Raw genomic sequence first — 16,994 nt, forward strand, 5'->3', positions numbered from 1 at the left:
CGTATGTTTTTAAAAGACAAACCGTTCGCTCGCGCTGGCAATGAGTTTACGCGAGCGAAAAAAGTGATTGGCTCAGACCATGAGGGAGAGTGAGTCGATAAGCGGTGGATTCTCAGTGTCTATTGTCTCAATAATGTCTTTGTGCAGGCGCTTTTTGTGTTCACCGAAAATAGAGCGCTTTTTGTCGAAGGTTTTGGCGTATTCAATTGCGCCGTCCATAAGCTCATCTAGGGAGTTGTAGGCTTTCTCAACGACATGGTCTCGCTCAAGTTCACTGCCCGATACTCGTCTTCCTGAAAGTTTCATCTCGTTAAACCGGTAATAAGGTACAGCCTTTTTAACAAAAGCAATCATGCCAGGTAAAAATGGAATTGACAGATCGACTTCCGGGAAACAGAAGAAACCTTTATCGGCTCTCATAAACCTGAAGTCGCAGGCACAAGCTAAAATAGCTCCATTCCCAAAAGCATGTCCGTTTATAGCGGCAATCACCGGAAGAGGAAACAAGAGAAGTGTTTTAAACACGTCGTCCATGCTATGCATAAATTGCTTAACTTCTTCAAAGTGATGAGCTTTCATTGCAGGCATTAACCAGTCTGTGTCGATACCTAAACTAAAACACTTTTCGTCATCAGAAGTTATGACAAGGGCTTTACAAGCCTTATTTGCTAATATGCTATCAAGCGCTAGCTGCATATCTTTGGCAAATTGGGGGTTGTGTCTGTTTTCGCCGTTTTTCATTGTGAGAAGAGCGACGTTGTCTATAAAACTAACTGAAACAGTTTGCATGGCGTTCTCTTTTATATTTGGTTGGACAGCTATTTGACTATTTGGGCATATGGAAAGTAGCCACTATATAACGAAGCCAAAAAGATAAAAATTTAGCTTATTTATAGTGGTGAATTATTGGGGCGTGTTGACCTTTGTTGTACGAGTTTTGGGCTAAATGGAAGCATTTTAATCGCGAAACAGTCCTGTAGGCCTAGTGGGCTAAGTCAAAGGGCTGCGACAAAGAGTAAAATGCTTCCATAACGCCCCCTTCGGGCAGCGCCTGTGAGCTATTTACCCTGCGTTGAATGGTTTCGATTTAGCCCACTAGACCTTCAACCATTCGCCTTGTTTAAATAGCTCACAGACCGCTGCAAAAATGTACAGCAAAGATCGACACGCCCTTGTTTTGTGCGGTGATAGTTTTTAAGGCTTGGAATAGGTGCTCAAGGATCTTACAAAGCAAAAGGCACCCTAATTAGGCAGATTTTAAAATACTGACTGTTGGTGAAAGAGTGAACAAACTGGTGTTTTAATCTGCGTTAAATGACAAACTTCACCTCGAATATATCCTAGATTAAAGTATTATGCGTTATTGCTTGCTTCCTTAGTGGTTAATTGTTAAAAAGTCAACGACGTTAAAGAAATATAGAATAAGCTGGTTGTACAATAAGGTTTACATGCAGGTTGCATACTCTTTTAGCGTTTAATTTTTTCCATTTTCTAGTTAAGAGAGCTCTCCATGATCAAGGACACTGTAAATAATGTTCATATAAGTGCCGAAGACGTACTTATCACCCCCGATGCCTTAAGCGCAGAACTTCCCGTTTCAGATAAAGCACTCGCTGCAATTTCTGATTCGCGCAAAATTATCTCAGATATCATTCACCGCCGCGATCACCGTATGTTGGTAGTCTGTGGTCCGTGCTCTATTCACGATGTTGAAGCAGCGAAGGAATATGCACTTAAGCTAAAAGAACTTCACGAGTCATGTAAAGATACGCTGTTTATTGTAATGCGCGTATATTTTGAAAAGCCACGTACCACAACAGGCTGGAAGGGACTCATTAACGACCCGCATATCGACGGTACATTTGATATTGAAACAGGCTTGCGAAAAGCCCGCGAGCTACTTATTTGGTTAGCCGAGTTAGAGTTACCTGTGGCGACAGAAGCTCTAGATCCAATTAGTCCACAGTATCTAGCTGAACTCTTTAGCTGGTCTGCAATTGGAGCGCGTACATCAGAATCTCAAACCCACCGCGAAATGGCTAGCGGCCTTTCTATGCCGGTAGGTTTTAAAAACGGTACAGACGGGGGCTTAGGTATCGCCATTAATGCACTTAAATCAGCTGCTTCTGGTCATCGCTTTATGGGTATAAACAAGCAAGGGCAGGTGAGTATTATTGGTACCAGCGGTAATCCTGATGGACACATTATTCTTCGCGGTGGCAAACAGCCCAATTACGATTCTGTATGCGTATCTGAATGCGAATTAGAAATGCAGGAAGCCAACCTAACTGCTGGTTTAGTGGTTGATTGTAGTCACGCTAATTCGTCAAAAGACTACCGCCGTCAGCCGCTTGTAGCGCAAAACGTGGTAAATCAAATTCTCGAAGGCAATCAGTCTATTATTGGCATCATGCTCGAGAGCCACCTTAAGCCAGGTAATCAAAAAGCAGATGGTAAAAAGTGCGAAGAATTGGAGTACGGCGTATCGATTACCGATGGTTGTATCGATTGGGAAAGTACTGAAAACCTTATTTCTCAAACCAGAGATAAATTGATAACTGTGCTACCCTTACGCCAAAATAAGCGTACCGTGGCATAGCTGATTGCATGTGCCATTTGATTCAAGGATAAACCACAATGGCCGATTTTTCACAGCAATTGGCGTCACTGCGTGAAGACATCGACGAGCTGGATACCCAGCTCGTCGAGCTGCTAGCGAAACGCAACAAAATAACAACGCGGGTAGGACAAATTAAGGCGCAAGCCGGTATGCCCGTTTATGTACCAAAGCGAGAGAAAGAATTAATCGCGTCTAGACGTCAGCAAGCCGAATCTCTCGGGGTATCTGCTGATCTTACTGAAGATCTTCTTCGCCGCGTTATGCGCGAGTCTTACCATACACAAAACAATGAGTACCGCTGCGTTAAGCCAGATATAGACAATGTTGTCGTTATTGGTGGTGAAGGGGCACTTGGACGAGTGTTCGTTAGTCTATTCCAACGTAGTAAATACACGGTAAACGTGGTTGAAAGAGACGATTGGGACAATGGAACAGCATCCACGCTCCTGTCTGCCGCCTCATTAGTGATTGTGGCCGTGCCTATTAACTTAACTGAATCTGTCATCAACCAACTTACTATGCTGCGCGATGATTGCGTACTGGCAGATATTACCAGTATTAAAGCAATGCCATTAAATGCAATGTTGGGCGTTCACAAAGGGCCAGTAGTGGGGCTGCATCCCATGTTTGGGCCAGATGCACCCGGTATGATTAAGCAAGTGGTAGTGGCATGTGAAGGCAGGTACAGCGAACAGTATCAATGGTTAATAGAGCAGATGCGAATTTGGGGCGCAACCATTCATAACTCCACCGCGAAAGAGCACGACGAAGCGATGGCTTACATTCAGGTAATGCGGCATTTCAATACCTTCGTCTATGGTGAGCATTTAAGAGGTGAAGATCCTGATTTAAACTCGCTGACTATGTTTAGCTCTCCTATCTATCGTTTAGAACTTGCCATGGTTGGACGGTTATTTGCGCAGTCACCTCAGTTATATGCAGATATTATCTTCAACAACCCCGATAACTTTGCTCTACTAAGACGCTTTTATGAGCGCTTTGGACTTGCTTTATCGTTGCTTGAAAGTGGTGATAAAAAGGGCTTCGTTGAGCAGTTTATGAAGGTGGGCAGTTGGTTTGGTGACTACGCTAAAAAGTGCTTAGTAGATAGTAAACAGTTACTCTTAAAAGCAGATGATGGACAGCTATTGAGAGACAAGTGAGGCTCGGTTAGTCAGGTACCAGAACTATCTGAGCAGTGACAAACATAAAAAGCGAGGACCTGAAGTGAGCACTTCATTTGGTACCTCGCTTTTTTGATAGATGGTGTTTCTAAAGAATAGCTTAGGTTATATCTACTCGGATAATGCGCTTGCTGCAGCTACCTTGGTTGGGCTTATTTCCTCGCTCGGATAGCAACCTAGCACTTTAATATATCGAGTTATACTGCGAAGAGATTCGAAGGCGGTTTGAACAGGGCCATCTTCTACGTTGCCTTCCACATCGATATAGAACATTTCTTCCCACGGGTTACCAGGTATTGGACGAGACTCCAGTTTTGTCATATTGATTTTATTTTCTCGAAGCACCAGAAGCGCTTCTACCAATGCACCTGGCTTTTGCACCGTGGACATAACAAGTGTGGTTTTAGCGGGAACTTGCAGAGGAACGGTAACGGCGTTTCTAGCGACAACAATAAATCTACTATGGTTTTCTTTTTGGTTTGCCAAGTTACTCTTTATTGCAGTAAGGCCATATAAGTTTCCGCCAGCTTCGCTGCCAATAGCTGCCACATCTTCACGAGCTAGTTCGCTAACTGTCAGCATAGCAGAAGAAGTGCTGTCCATGGTTTTAACTTCAACATTGCCTAATTCCGCTAAAAAGTGGCTACATTGTGTGAAGACCTGAGGGTGAGCGTAAAGTGTTTTTACTTTCTCAATAGAGGTGTCAGCGCCCACCAGTAGCGTATGACGAATAGGGTGAGTAAGCTCTCCAATAATACTTAGCTGCGTATGCTGAAGTTGGTCATAAACCTCGTTAATACTGCCTGATGTTGTATTTTCAATTGGTAGAACTGCGTAGTCGGCCTCGGTATTCTCTACTTTATTGATAATTTCAGCGAAGCTTTGGCAGCCAATTTCTAGCAACTCACCGGGACGGCGAGAGAAGTATTTTTGAGTTGCCAGATAAGAGTAAGACCCTTTATCACCCAGAAAAGCAACCCGATTAAGCGGCAGCGAACTACCTGGATTAGCACGTTCTGCCAACATAGCCTGCTGATTTAATACTGAATCCTCAATAATCACATGAAAAATTTGTGTTACGTAGTGAGGATCTAAATCTACTCGCTGCCCTTCTTTTATAAGTCTTACAAGCAGCTGCTCTTCTCGTTTCTGATCGCGCACGGGAATATGGTGCTTTATTTTTGTTTCAGCTACCTCGTTGGTAAGTTTTCTTCGCTCAGCCAGCAAGTTTAGTAACTCGCTGTCTAGCGCAGTAATACGCTTTCTGACAGTATCTAATGCAGTGTCTGACATAATATTTCCGTGTAAAAATTAATAAAAAGCTTTCTCAAAAGATAAAAAAAAACCTCCCCAGAGGGAGGTTTCTTTGCATGTAGCAGCGCCTCCCTCAGGTAAAGGGTATAAACGCAAAAAAGAAAGCTGCTACTTGCTGAATATCTGATTTCATGGTTCAGAATGTAAGTCTAATAGACTATTGTGTCAACTGATTTTTACACCGGTATTTATTTTTATTTTCATATTTCTTGATATTTATTTATCTATGCTTTTTTACATTTGCCTGAATAAGCATTCAGCTAGACTAGCCTGCACTAGCCCCTACCAGTATTTTTAGCTGATTAGTTGCCTACTCCCCTAGTTGCTTAGTTCCCTAGTTGCTTAGTAGCGCAGAAAGCATTTGTCTTACTTCGTTGGGTTCAAATGGTTTATCACAAAGAGCATTTACACCGGTTTGTTGAATGTTTGCCATGTGCATGCTGTCAGCAGACTCCGAGGTAACCATGATAATAGGAATATGCGTTGTTTCTGGGTTAAAACGAATGAACTCAGAAAGCTCTCGGCCATCCATTTCAGGCATGTTGTAGTCGGTAACTACTAAATCAAATGCTTCATCTTTTATCAGCGTTAGCGCCATCGCACCATTTTCAGCTTCTTTGATACGTTTTAGTCCCATGCCCTCAAGCACTCGACGAATGTGGTTGCGTGCTAATTTGCTGTCATCCACCAACAATACGCGAACATCATGTACATCGAAGAGTTCTAAATCCAGTTCGTCGTGATTAATGAGGTCTAAGCTAGCATTCAGCGCACGTGATAGATGAAGAGGCTCGAAAGGCTTTGGAAGTATTGCTGCTACACCTGCTTGCTTGAATTCCTCAAGTTTGCTCATGCGGTTTTCACTGGATACCAACATGAAGGGAATCGATGTAAACTCATCGCTTTCCTTAATAAACTTGAGAAGATCAAGTGCGGTTCCGTCTTCAAAATACATTGAGCTTACTACCAGATCTGCCCCGTGAGCACGGATAGCAGATTTCGCTTCGCCGAAGGTACTGACAGGGTCAATTTCCTTAACACTTTCTTTGAGCAACAGCGTTGTGATTATCTTCCTCTGCGTATCAGAGGGCTCGACTAAAATAATATGTAAATCAGAAATTGACAGCTTTTCCATTTCAGACTCTTTTTGTTATATGTTGATGAAAAAGAAGGGGGATACCTAACTTATCCGCCTGCAAGTTTTACCTTATGGCCTTTCTCTTCTAGCAAGCTGCGAAGCTTCTCTCTGTCATCAGTTTGCACTTCGATAACACCTTCTTTAACCGAACCACCGCAACCGCATTTTTTCTTTAATTCTGACCCAAGCTTTTTTAGGTCAGCGGGAGGCATGTCTAGCCCTTTCACAAGTGACACACCTTTTCCCTTTCGCCCTTTGGTTTCGCGGTGAATGCGAACAATACCGTCATCTGACACCGATCTAGAAGGGGCTTTTTGCTCAGGTTTTACTTTACCACTCTCTGTACTATAGACCAAAAGAGCATCTTGCCAATCTTGCATATCTGCCTCTATTTTCTAATTTTGCCTTTATATTTTTCAAAAATCTGCCAAGCTGACATTTGCGTCTTATCAGTTAAGACGAGCCAACACTAATGATTTAATCAGGTTTCTAGCTACTATCATTAAACTATTATAGAAGAACGCTATCTCTTTCCAATGAGTTTAAGAATAGCAAACTTGACGGGAAATGATGAAGCATTTCCAACTGTATTTTAGGGAGACACAATGGCAATTACGACAGAATATCGTCAGCAAAATGAAGTCTTGGTCATAAAGACAGGGGAGAAATTCGATTTTAGCAAAGTCGAAGATTTTAGAAGTGCGTACGGTAGTGTAAACCCCGATACACGACATATTGCTGTCGACCTATCAAATACCGAGTACATGGATAGTTCTGCCCTAGGCATGCTTTTAAACATGCAGAAATCTCTCAAGCAGAATAATTATACTTATAGTATTGAGAACACACGTCCACAGGTAGCGAAAATCTTGCAAATTTCCCGTTTCGATAAAAAGTTTGAGCTTCGTTAAAAGGGCTATGCAGCGCGCTATCACTAATAGTGCTGTGTAAGTGGGAGCAACTAAATAAGCGCGAGTAAACCCGTGTCCCCAAAAAAAAGCAGTTAATAAAAAAGCTTTGTTGCTTTGGAATAGGTTATGAAAATACTCATTGTAGACGACGAGTCTATTAACCGAATTTTGCTCGTAAACTTGTTGGAAAACGCTGGGTACACTGATTGTATTGAGGCTGCAAATGGTGCCGAGGCAATCGATAAATACAAACGTGAGCAACCTGATCTCGTATTACTTGATGTGGTGATGCCTGATATGAGCGGATTTGATGTCGTAAAGCATCTTCGTTCTCATGCCACTGAACATTATTTGCCCATTTTGTTTATTACAGCGCTCGACGATAAAGAAAGCTTAGTAAAATGCTTAGACGTTGGTGGAAATGACTTTGCAACAAAGCCTTTCGATAAACACATTCTTATCGCCAAAATTCGCGCTCATCTTCAAATAAGAGCGCTGAGTTTGCGTATTGAGCAGCAAAACAAAGCCCTACTGTTATTCAATCAGCGCGTGGCAAGAGAGCATGCCATTGTTGAGCACATTTTTAGCAATGCGATTGTTAACGATCCTAAAGTACTATCGTATTTTGATTATTGCATAAAGCCGGCACAAAGCTTCAATGGCGATGTGTTTTTGTGTGAGGCCAGCCCGAGTGGCGGTATTTATTTTGTCGTTGGAGACTTCACGGGCCACGGCTTGGCTTCAGCTGTTGGTGCACTGCCTGTGACTAGAGCATTTCAAGAATTATCACAGCAGGGAGTATCTGTATCTGAGCTTGCCAAAGAGCTCAATCACATACTGTTAAAATTCCTTCCCCACGATATGTTTATGGCTGCTGTAGTGGGCGAAATCGATGCATCAGGCACGCGAGTCACTCTGTGGCAGGGAGGCATGCCCGCAGTAATATGCAACACATCGCAGGCGAATAAAGAATCAGCTTTCATAGGGGGTTCAAGATTCGAGGAAGTTGGTATGCCAGAAGGGTTAAGGCAGATACCCGCTCGGCATATGGCGCTAGGAATACTCGAGAATGAAGAGTTTGATACTCAATGCGATACGATAAGCCTGAGCCGAGGAACACAACTCATTGTTGTAAGCGATGGGCTTATCGAAGTTGCTAACGGGACTAACCACATGCTCATGGAAGAAGGTTTGGTAGATATTATTCATTCAATGAAGCGTGAGAATCAGACGGTTACGGCAGAGGGGTTGTATCAGAAAGTACTCAATTACAGTGTCAGCAAGACCTTTGACGACGATATATCAGCGGTTATCTTTGCATCACAGCCCATCGAATTAGTGCCCAAGGATAATTCAGGTATTGCTTTGCCGTCTTTACATGAGATTGCCCTTTCTGCTGAACATTTAAAACAACCAGACGTACTGCAGCGCGTGCTTCAAATAGCAGGCCAGTGTGAGGGTATCCAAAATGTTCGCTCTATACTCTACACGGTAATATCTGAGTTATTTAATAACGCGTTAGAGCACGGTGTTTTGCTATTAGACTCTAAGCTTAAAAGCACTAGCGAAGGCTTTCATACCTATTATCAACTGCGAGAAAAGTTGCTGAATCAACTCAGTGACGCCAGCATCACTATCACAATTGAAGCATTGCCCAATCAGCATAAAATTCGTATTACGGTTAAAGACAGTGGGCGTGGATTTAGCTGGGATAACCTCAAAAGTGTAAACGATGACGAATCTTACGGAAGAGGACTGGCCCTTGTTCAAGCCATGTGCGAGCAGATGTGGTTTGAAGACAAGGGCAGTAAAGTCATTTGTACTATAGATACTAAGGGCACTCCCTAGCTCTTGTTAGCGTCAAAATAGCGCAATTAAACGATTTCCGCTGTTTTTGAGTAACAGATACTATTAAATGGAGATAACCAACACACGGAAAATATTATGCTGAAACGATTTCTTACTCTTTTTGAAGACGCTAAAAAAGAAGAGCAGCCCAAGTATTCACTCGAACTTGCCACTGCCGCATTGCTAAGCGAAATAGTTAACGCCGACAATGAGGTAACCGATGAGGAGCGCAAGGCCTATCATCAGCAGCTCAAAAAGCACGTTAACCTTGATGAAGAGGCGCTTTCATTGCTACTTGAAGAGGGAGAGGAAACCTCTGAGAACGCTATCGATGTTGTGCAGTTTACCAAGGTCGTCAACGCTCACTGTAGTGCCGATGAAAAAGCCAACATTATTCGTAGTCTTTGGGCTATTGCCTATGCAGACAGCACATTAGCACCTCTTGAAGAAAGTACCATTCGGCAAATTGCTGACTTACTGTACGTTCCCCACAGCCAATTTATTAAAACAAAACTCGATGTGAAGCAGCAAAACAGCAGCGACTAGTTGCAAAGGCTAATATGCAAAGCTTGATATGCAAAGGTTAATAAGCAAGATTAGGCGAGTTATGGCTTTTAAGGCGGGGTGAAAAAGAGTTGTTATTTAACCTCGTCCTCACATATTATTCTCCACCTTAAGCGGGTAACATAAGCCGCTGTTTTTTATAATCGATAATCGAATTAAGGTGTGGTTTTGTTTAAGTCAGTTAAGGTAACCATCGGAGCGGTAATAGCAGTATCAATGCTAGTGCTCGCTCTTGCCGTATTTGTGGTTAACAAACTTGAACATGATGCACTTTTAAAAGAAGTTGTTGAGAGTAACACCAGTGCTTTGGGCACAAGCCTTGCGTCGCAGTTGAGCGTTTTTGCGGATACAGGCTCAAAAAACGTCGATAAATACGAATTGCTTTTTAAAGCCGTGAGAGACTACGACTATCTTATCTCCGTTACACTTTACGATACTAACTTCGAAGAGATTACATCAGTTTCGCTAAAACCGGCGTCTGAATATGTCAGCACCCGAGCGGTTATACCACAAGATGTTCCTTTCGGTATTACCTCTTCAAATGACGGCATAATTACCTCGCATAATCTTGTCGGCACAAGCACATATCCGCTTGGTCATATAATCATTAACGCCGACGCACAGGCTGCTGTTCCCGTTCACAGTGCGAGAAAGTTAGTTCGTCAAGCGTCCTTGATTTTGGCTATAGGTTTGCTTTGTGTTGGCGCATGCTTGCTAGTTATTTGCCACCTTATAAAGCCTTTGTCTGAACTGCGACTATTTACTCAAAATTTGTTTGAGACAAAAGATTATGCATTGCGCACGTCTATTGCCACACAAAATGAGTTTGGAAAGTTAGGCGACAACATTAACAGCCTGCTCGATACAATTGAGGTAGAGCTATTAATAAACTTTGAGCAAAAACAAACGCTGTTCGATCAGCAAGAAACTATGGCTAGATTAGCCAATTACGACAGTTTGACTGGTCTACCAAACAGACAATACGTACTTGATAACCTAAGACTAGAGCTAGCGCGGGCAAAGCGAAACGACGAAGACATGATGCTCTTGTTTTTCGACTTAGACGGTTTTAAAGGTATAAACGACTCTCTTGGTCATGAGACTGGCGATTTAATTTTGATAGAAGTGGCGGACAGAGTTCAGCGTTTGCTTCGCAATGATGATTTATTCGCCCGTTTAGGGGGAGATGAGTTTATTGTTTTCCCCGACAGAGAAGTGACTGACCACGCAGCACAGCAATTAGCAGTGAGGCTACTATCTGCTTTCGATGAACCTTTCGAGATGCGCGGACTTTCTCTTACCGTTGGCCTAAGTGTTGGTGTTGCAAAAGCGAGTGATGCTAATTACGAGCTGAGTGATTTAATGAGTAATGCCGACTTAGCCATGTATCGTTCGAAGGCAAAAGGGCGAGGAAGTTACACGCTTTTCACTCCCAATATGGTGGAGTCGCACAAACGCAAGCTGCAAATTGCAAACGGTATCGAGCAAGGTTTACGTGAAGACGAGTTCATTGTTTACTACCAGGTTAAAGTAGACAACCAGGGCCATGTTATTGGTGCAGAGGCGCTTATTCGTTGGCAGCACCCTGAGTTCGGCATGGTTATGCCAAATGAATTCATTCCAATTGCCGAACAAGGCGGAAAAATAACAGCGATAACCCAATGGATTATTAAGCATGTATGCATGGATTTCCCTGACATAAAGCAGTGGGCACCCAAAAATTTCAAAGTATCGGTTAATTTATCTGGGCACGATTTAAGAAACGCGCAGCTTTTTGATTACATATACAACACGCTCAATCTATACGACGTAAACCCCGAAAATATGGAATTTGAAGTAACAGAAAGTGCTTACCTTGAAAACTTCGAGCTTTCTAATAAGTTCTTCAGAAGAATGAGTAACATGGGGTGTTCTATTGCACTTGATGATTTTGGCACCGGGTATTCTTCGCTGAGTTACCTTACCCAGATCACTATTGATACGCTCAAAGTCGACAGACAATTTGTCATGGAACTTCAAACGTCTGAACGCAGCAGGCTTGTAACAGGAGCTATTATCGATTTGGCGAAACGTCTCTCACTGACGGTATGTGCCGAGGGTATTGAAAATTTTGAACAGTGGGACTATCTGCGACAGCATGGCTGTGACAATGTTCAGGGTTATATGTTTAGTAAACCAGTGCCTTTAAAGACTCTGCTTAGCTCTGCGTCCTTCTATGAAGAAAGTCAATTTAGGTCCTAATTCAGACACCAAAAAATACCGACACCCATGAAGTGTTTCCTTTCTGCGACACCTTAATTATCCTTGTACACCCTAATTTTTATTAAAGTACTGATAAATAGTGTTATTCCCATCTTTTAAGTAGGTTGGCGCGAATTTAGCATTGTCCTTTGTTGTGAACTCGACCAAAACTTTTTAGTCGTTGATGTTGTTGCAATTTCTTTTTAGCAGACAAGACTGAGCTAAGTGAATTGTGAAAAGTTGGGTCAAACGGATGTAATTTTAGTCAATTACGAGGGATTTATGATGAAGAATTCAAAGAAGTTAGTTACCGGTCTTTTTACGTGTATATTGATTCAAGTACTGTCGATAGGTTCAGCTACTGCGTCGCCTGCCAATATGTTAATGCAAGAACTCGATAAAGATGAGGATGGCTTTATCTCGCTAAAAGAAGCGGTTCAACACATAGAACTATTGCGTAATTTCGGGCTTATCGATGATGACGAGGACGGAAAGTTAACGGAACAAGAACTTGCTATGAGCTCACTTACTCCTCGAGTTACCAGCGGTGCTAGCAAAGTCGCGGTAGCGCAAGAAAATTAGCTCAGCGTGTACCAGCGTTAAGCAAAACTGAAAATATTGATGACATGTAGAGAGGATAAAGTTCTGGTTAAAAAATTTTCCTTAAGCGAACGTATAGTTCAGCTAGGCTCTCTACGGCAGTTAACGCTGGGAAGTTTCGTACTCGCCCTTATCCCGCTTATTGCGTTACTTTGGCAAAGTCAGAGCGATCTGGCAAAAGTGGGTCAGATGACGACACTTGAAACTCGATTTGTTGTTGAAATTGTGGGCGACGTACAGCGTCTCGATAATGCAGTTGTCGATGTTGAACGCAGCATAAGACAATACTCCGTGCTAAAGAGTGAGCGAGTGGCGACGCTATCAGACAATGCGTTAGAGCAATTTGCAGTGGCTGCCGACAACTTGTGCCAGGGATTGGGTGATGGTGAAATATGCAGCTTCTTAACCACTCAAATTGATCAGTTAGCGGGTTATCGCGACATTGAAGATCAGCTTCTTTTAAATGCCTATTTAGCCACTATCAAAGACAGTGTTACTCAACTTCGTCGGGAAGTAGAAACTGTGATCTCCGAGCGAGTTCAGCTCCAGCAAAACGACCTAAACGCGATGCAAGCAAAGCAGGCGTGGTCTACCGCAATGCTGGTCAGTGTCTCACTACTGTTAATACTTTTGGGCAGTCAACTCATTGTTAATCCGGTAAACAATCTTAAAAAAATCATTCGTATTTTGGCTCATAGTAAGGGGCAGCTACCGCCATTAACTCGACATGCGCCAAGAGAATTACTGGATGTTGAAAAAGATCTTCATTGGCTGTACGACCGTCTCCAACAGCTTGAGCATATTCGCACTGCGCTGTTGCGACATGCCGCACACGAATTGAAAACTCCATTAGCGAGTATTAAGGAAGGGTGTAGTCTACTATCTGAAAATGTTGTGGGTGATTTAAATGATAATCAGCGAGAAGTGCTGTCGTTATTAAGCAGCAGCACGCAAAGGCTCAATACGCTGGTTGAAAAATTACTAGACTACAATTTGTTGCTCCAGCAAGCCCAGCCAAAATTAATTCAATACAAACCAAAGCTGCTTATCGATGCATGTATTGAAGACTATGCGTTAGCCATTCAAAATCGGGATGTTATTGTAGATGTTCAGGTAGAAGAAGTTATTTTAGACGAAGAGTTGTTTCGTCGAATTCTCGATAACCTTGTATCTAATGCAGTGGCTCACGGTGCCGTGGGCAAGCCGATATATGTCAGTGTGTATATACGAAACGAGATACTTTTCCTTGATGTAGCAAATCACGGTAATCCAATTAAACCAGAGTCAATCGACACTATGTTTGAACCTTTTATTCGAGGTACCGAACCACGTAACGATAATGTCATTGGTACTGGCTTAGGATTGTCCATTGTTGCCGATTGCGCGCGACTTATGCATGGCGATGTGCAAGTAGTAGAGGTAGACTATGCGGATGTTTGCTTTCGGGTAGCCATTGCCCAGAATGAAACTCGCCCAGCTTGACAACGTGACAGTGTGACAGTGTCGCAGTGCAATAACTGCGCAACAGGAAAAATAAAAATGAGATTAAGTTGTTTCTTTATCGCCGTGTTCTTTCTAGTCGGTTGTGAGAGTTTATCCAGCTCGAAAAAGCAGTTGCCTGACGCTTCCGGAGAAGGGCATTCACAGACGTTAAGTAAAAGGTTTTGCTTGTATGAGACTGCGCCAAAAGGATTTAAACACAACTGTGATGCGAGGTATTGGGTAAACCTTTGGATAAGGGCATCAGATCAATCATGGCCTCAGAGAAAAGAGATCTTAACAGCGTTAACGGATAGCGAGTTTGATAAGTTGCACGCCTACATTCTTACGCTTCCAAACGATACTCCTTACCAAGACAAGCTAAGAGCACAGCTTGCAGTTAACGATGTTTTAGAGGGTTTTAAGCCGGTTAGCAGAAAGGCCATCGACGTTATTGCGTCAGAGCAAAACAATTTACTAATGCAGTTTGAGTCAGCGCTAGTGGTTTTGGAAAAAGAAAACACCTCCCGCGGTGAAAAGTTAATTGAGCTACAAAATGAGCTCGACGGATTGCGTAAGAAATTAGAAGAACTATTACAGATAGAAGCGACATTAATGGATAAAAATAGGAGTACGCAGCAATGAGTGACAAGGCGAACAACCACCCTGACTTATTGTTGGTCGATGATGATAAAAGCCTACTTAGGTTGCTAACTATTCGTTTAGAAGGCGAGGGCTATAATGTTACAGCCGTTGAAGACGGACAGTCTGCATTAAAAAAACTACAAAATAGCAGTTTTGATGTGGTTCTCAGCGATTTGCGTATGCCAGGGCTCGATGGGTTAAGTTTATTCGAAGAAATAATGGCCATACGACAAGATATTCCCGTTATTTTGATGACTGCACACGGCACTATTGCAGATGCCATAGAGGCCACTCAGCGTGGCGTATTCGGATTTTTGCCAAAGCCAGTGGAACATGAAGAACTGCGTGCACTTTTGCAAAAAGCGCTCAATCAGTCACAGGCGGTTAAACCGGGAGACTGGGCGAAAGAAATTATTACTCGCTCTCCAGAGATGCTCAATGTGCTAGACCAAGCTTTTCGAATAGCGAAGCGCGAAGTATCTGTGCTTATCAGTGGCGCAAGTGGAACGGGTAAAGAGCTTCTTGCAAACGCTATTCACAAGGCAAGCGATCGCAGTGAAAAGCCTTTTGTTGCTATTAACTGTGGCGCATTGCCAGAGAATCTTTTGGAATCCGAGCTATTTGGGCATGCAAAAGGGGCGTTCACCGGTGCGGTAACTGCACATCCTGGCCTGTTTAAGGAAGCTGATGGCGGTACCTTGTTTTTAGATGAGATTGGCGATATGCCAATGACACTGCAAGTTAAGCTACTGCGTGCGCTTCAAGAACGGCAAATTCGCCCTGTTGGCAGTAGTAAACAAGTCGATATTGATGTGCGAATCATCTCAGCAACGCATAAAGATTTGCACAAAGAAATGGAAGCGGGAACATTTAGAGAAGATCTTTACTATCGCTTAAACGTGGTGAACTTAAAACTTCCTTCACTAAAAGCGAGAAGTGAAGACATACCTCTTCTTGCGCGCACGCTGTTGCAAAAGAGTGCTCAGCGACACGGTGTGGAAGTCAGTCAGTTTTCAGATGATGCCATGCAGCAGTTAGCTACATCGTCTTGGCCGGGCAATGTACGTCAATTAGTTAACGTGGTTGAGCAATGTGTCGCGCTAACCCAAACCCCAGTAATACCGCTACACCTCGTTGAGCAAGCATTATCTGCAACAAGGCAAAGTTGGCCAACACTGACCGAAGCTAGAGATGCTTTTGAACAGCAGTATCTTTTCAAACTATTAAAAATGACTGATGGTAACGTGACACGTGCGGCTGACCTTGCGGGGAGAAATCGCACTGATATGCATAAATTAATGAAAAAGCATGAATTGGATGCTGCTGATTTTCGCTAACGTATCCCGCTCATCAATTGTATCCAGCTCATCAATTAAAATAAGCTGTCTTGCTGAGGGTTCTTCGCAAGTGAAAGTGCCCGGATAGGCGTACCAGGAAATGCGTCGTTATACATGCTGATAAATAAAGATGCTAACCAAGGCGCATCTTTATTGTCTGGGCGGTGACAGAAGAAATATGGCGTTTTCCCTTCAAAGCGCCACTGGTGCACTTTTTTTACCCACGGACGAAGGCAGGCGGTATTGTCGTCGTCATTATCGTTGCCAACAAAGCGCACTATTGGCTTTTCGCCAGTGGCAATAACGTTCACAGGCACTTTGGGTTTTTTAATTCTTACTTCTCTTACTATTTCGCTAGTTTCCGGGCCAGTAAAAAGCGCTCTTGTATCCATAATAATACGATTAGCATTGTGAGCAATCAGCAGTTGATTTAACGCTTTCTCTTCATCTGTTTTAGCAAAAAACTGCAGATGTCTTACTTCAACGGCTACATGCAGATCGTTGGGAAGCAGGCTCAGAAAATTATCGAGTACAGCAAGTTTTGCGGGACCAAAACTCGCGGGAAGTTGAACCATCATTACGCCAAGTTTTTGCTTTAGTGGCGCCAATAATGAAAGCTGCTGCTTTACCTCGTCCTCACAGTGTTGCAGTTGATTAACATGAGTAATTTGCTGATTAAATTTAAACGTAAACGAAAAGTCTTCGCCAACCGAGTCTGCCCACCGTTCTACAGCGTTAATATCAGGTAGAGAGTAAAAAGTAGTGTTACCTTCAACGGTGTTACATTCTTTTGCATAATGAATAAGCTGACTTTGTGCCTTGGGAAAAGATGCAAACCATGAGCTTGGCCAGTGACTGTGTTGCCACATGGGTAAGCCAATAAAAACGGGCGGCAGGCTTTTTGAATTTCCGCCCGTATTCAATACGGGATTGTTCATATTTGTCATTGGGCTTTACGGCGCATTTGTTTATACTATGCGACCTTATTCTAATACATCAGTGTAATGATTACGCTGGGCTTTATTGCCTACTTGATTGCCTGTTTATAGCAGTGCTGAAGTAGAGCAAACAAAAAGTGCCACAAAGTGCGTAAATCGTCACGTTAAGCAAGAA

Annotated in this window: 15 protein-coding genes; 10 read left to right on the forward strand and 5 right to left on the reverse strand. The window is 42.9% G+C overall.

The window, feature by feature from the left end; all coding sequences use genetic code 11:
* Positions 1-72: 72 nt before the first annotated feature.
* Complete coding sequence (locus CW735_RS06075; protein WP_071979498.1) at positions 73-789, reverse strand: enoyl-CoA hydratase/isomerase family protein; 717 nt, start codon at positions 787-789, stop codon at positions 73-75.
* 721 nt (positions 790-1,510) lie between these two features.
* Between CW735_RS06075 and CW735_RS06080 the strand changes: the two genes are divergently transcribed.
* Together CW735_RS06080 and tyrA are read left to right on the forward strand one after the other, a co-directional pair.
* Positions 1,511-2,599 (forward strand): 3-deoxy-7-phosphoheptulonate synthase, encoded by a 1,089-nt coding sequence (locus CW735_RS06080; protein WP_100971289.1) that lies wholly within the window; start codon positions 1,511-1,513, stop codon positions 2,597-2,599.
* A 38-nt stretch (positions 2,600-2,637) separates the two neighbouring features.
* On the forward strand, positions 2,638-3,783 hold the full coding sequence (gene tyrA, locus CW735_RS06085; RefSeq protein ID WP_071979496.1) for a bifunctional chorismate mutase/prephenate dehydrogenase: 1,146 nt from the start codon (positions 2,638-2,640) through the stop codon (positions 3,781-3,783).
* 132 nt (positions 3,784-3,915) lie between these two features.
* Here tyrA and pheA read toward each other — a convergent pair whose 3' ends face one another.
* From pheA to yciH, 3 genes are all read right to left on the reverse strand, one after another.
* A complete protein-coding gene (pheA, locus tag CW735_RS06090; RefSeq protein ID WP_071979495.1) occupies positions 3,916-5,097 on the reverse strand; it encodes a prephenate dehydratase in 1,182 nt (393 codons plus the stop codon).
* Positions 5,098-5,452: 355 nt separating this feature from the next.
* On the reverse strand, positions 5,453-6,253 hold the full coding sequence (locus CW735_RS06095; protein WP_071979494.1) for a response regulator: 801 nt from the start codon (positions 6,251-6,253) through the stop codon (positions 5,453-5,455).
* Positions 6,254-6,303: 50 nt separating this feature from the next.
* Positions 6,304-6,636 carry a stress response translation initiation inhibitor YciH gene (gene yciH / locus CW735_RS06100; protein ID WP_071979493.1) on the reverse strand — a complete coding sequence of 111 codons (333 nt, stop codon included), beginning with the start codon at positions 6,634-6,636 and terminating at the stop codon, positions 6,304-6,306.
* Positions 6,637-6,861: 225 nt separating this feature from the next.
* Between yciH and CW735_RS06105 the strand changes: the two genes are divergently transcribed.
* The 8 genes from CW735_RS06105 (at position 6,862) to CW735_RS06140 (ending at position 15,881) form a co-directional block, all read left to right on the forward strand.
* Positions 6,862-7,167, forward strand: coding sequence for an STAS domain-containing protein (locus CW735_RS06105; RefSeq protein ID WP_071979492.1), 306 nt, complete (start codon positions 6,862-6,864; stop codon positions 7,165-7,167).
* Positions 7,168-7,293: 126 nt separating this feature from the next.
* The gene (locus tag CW735_RS06110; protein WP_100971291.1) at positions 7,294-9,015 is read left to right on the forward strand and encodes a fused response regulator/phosphatase; all 1,722 of its coding nucleotides are present in this window, start codon (positions 7,294-7,296) and stop codon (positions 9,013-9,015) included.
* Between the two features lie 96 nt (positions 9,016-9,111).
* The gene (locus CW735_RS06115; protein WP_071979490.1) at positions 9,112-9,561 is read left to right on the forward strand and encodes a tellurite resistance TerB family protein; all 450 of its coding nucleotides are present in this window, start codon (positions 9,112-9,114) and stop codon (positions 9,559-9,561) included.
* 180 nt (positions 9,562-9,741) lie between these two features.
* The gene (locus CW735_RS06120) at positions 9,742-11,820 is read left to right on the forward strand and encodes a putative bifunctional diguanylate cyclase/phosphodiesterase (RefSeq protein WP_232368373.1); all 2,079 of its coding nucleotides are present in this window, start codon (positions 9,742-9,744) and stop codon (positions 11,818-11,820) included.
* A gap of 282 nt (positions 11,821-12,102) precedes the next feature.
* Positions 12,103-12,402, forward strand: a complete 300-nt coding sequence (locus tag CW735_RS06125) for a calcium-binding protein (protein WP_232230610.1) — start codon at positions 12,103-12,105, stop codon at positions 12,400-12,402.
* 93 nt (positions 12,403-12,495) lie between these two features.
* Positions 12,496-13,902 (forward strand): sensor histidine kinase, encoded by a 1,407-nt coding sequence (locus CW735_RS06130; RefSeq protein WP_083595374.1) that lies wholly within the window; start codon positions 12,496-12,498, stop codon positions 13,900-13,902.
* Positions 13,903-13,959: 57 nt separating this feature from the next.
* Positions 13,960-14,544, forward strand: coding sequence for a hypothetical protein (locus CW735_RS06135; RefSeq protein WP_071979488.1), 585 nt, complete (start codon positions 13,960-13,962; stop codon positions 14,542-14,544).
* Positions 14,541-15,881 carry a sigma 54-interacting transcriptional regulator gene (locus CW735_RS06140; protein WP_071979487.1) on the forward strand — a complete coding sequence of 447 codons (1,341 nt, stop codon included), beginning with the start codon at positions 14,541-14,543 and terminating at the stop codon, positions 15,879-15,881. Before CW735_RS06135 ends, CW735_RS06140 begins: the two co-directional genes overlap by 4 nt.
* A 35-nt stretch (positions 15,882-15,916) precedes the next feature.
* Here CW735_RS06140 and CW735_RS06145 read toward each other — a convergent pair whose 3' ends face one another.
* Positions 15,917-16,828 (reverse strand): DUF72 domain-containing protein, encoded by a 912-nt coding sequence (locus tag CW735_RS06145; RefSeq protein ID WP_232230609.1) that lies wholly within the window; start codon positions 16,826-16,828, stop codon positions 15,917-15,919.
* Between the last annotated feature and the right edge of the window lie 166 nt (positions 16,829-16,994).

Origin of the sequence: Alteromonas sp. MB-3u-76 (genome assembly GCF_002831605.1) — a bacterium.
In the GTDB taxonomy this organism is placed as follows: domain Bacteria; phylum Pseudomonadota; class Gammaproteobacteria; order Enterobacterales; family Alteromonadaceae; genus Alteromonas; species Alteromonas hispanica.

What these genes read in the sequence shown, in the direction of transcription:
- pheA (WP_071979495.1), bottom strand. Translation starts at nt 5,097, where the DNA reads ATGTCAGACACTGCATTAGATACTGTCAGAAAGCGTATTACTGCGCTA.
- CW735_RS06115 (WP_071979490.1), top strand. Translation starts at nt 9,112, where the DNA reads ATGCTGAAACGATTTCTTACTCTTTTTGAAGACGCTAAAAAAGAAGAG.
- CW735_RS06110 (WP_100971291.1), top strand. Translation starts at nt 7,294, where the DNA reads ATGAAAATACTCATTGTAGACGACGAGTCTATTAACCGAATTTTGCTC.
- CW735_RS06095 (WP_071979494.1), bottom strand. Translation starts at nt 6,253, where the DNA reads ATGGAAAAGCTGTCAATTTCTGATTTACATATTATTTTAGTCGAGCCC.
- CW735_RS06145 (WP_232230609.1), bottom strand. Translation starts at nt 16,828, where the DNA reads ATGACAAATATGAACAATCCCGTATTGAATACGGGCGGAAATTCAAAA.
- CW735_RS06080 (WP_100971289.1), top strand. Translation starts at nt 1,511, where the DNA reads ATGATCAAGGACACTGTAAATAATGTTCATATAAGTGCCGAAGACGTA.
- tyrA (WP_071979496.1), top strand. Translation starts at nt 2,638, where the DNA reads ATGGCCGATTTTTCACAGCAATTGGCGTCACTGCGTGAAGACATCGAC.
- CW735_RS06105 (WP_071979492.1), top strand. Translation starts at nt 6,862, where the DNA reads ATGGCAATTACGACAGAATATCGTCAGCAAAATGAAGTCTTGGTCATA.
- CW735_RS06075 (WP_071979498.1), bottom strand. Translation starts at nt 789, where the DNA reads ATGCAAACTGTTTCAGTTAGTTTTATAGACAACGTCGCTCTTCTCACA.
- CW735_RS06135 (WP_071979488.1), top strand. Translation starts at nt 13,960, where the DNA reads ATGAGATTAAGTTGTTTCTTTATCGCCGTGTTCTTTCTAGTCGGTTGT.
- CW735_RS06140 (WP_071979487.1), top strand. Translation starts at nt 14,541, where the DNA reads ATGAGTGACAAGGCGAACAACCACCCTGACTTATTGTTGGTCGATGAT.
- CW735_RS06125 (WP_232230610.1), top strand. Translation starts at nt 12,103, where the DNA reads ATGATGAAGAATTCAAAGAAGTTAGTTACCGGTCTTTTTACGTGTATA.
- yciH (WP_071979493.1), bottom strand. Translation starts at nt 6,636, where the DNA reads ATGCAAGATTGGCAAGATGCTCTTTTGGTCTATAGTACAGAGAGTGGT.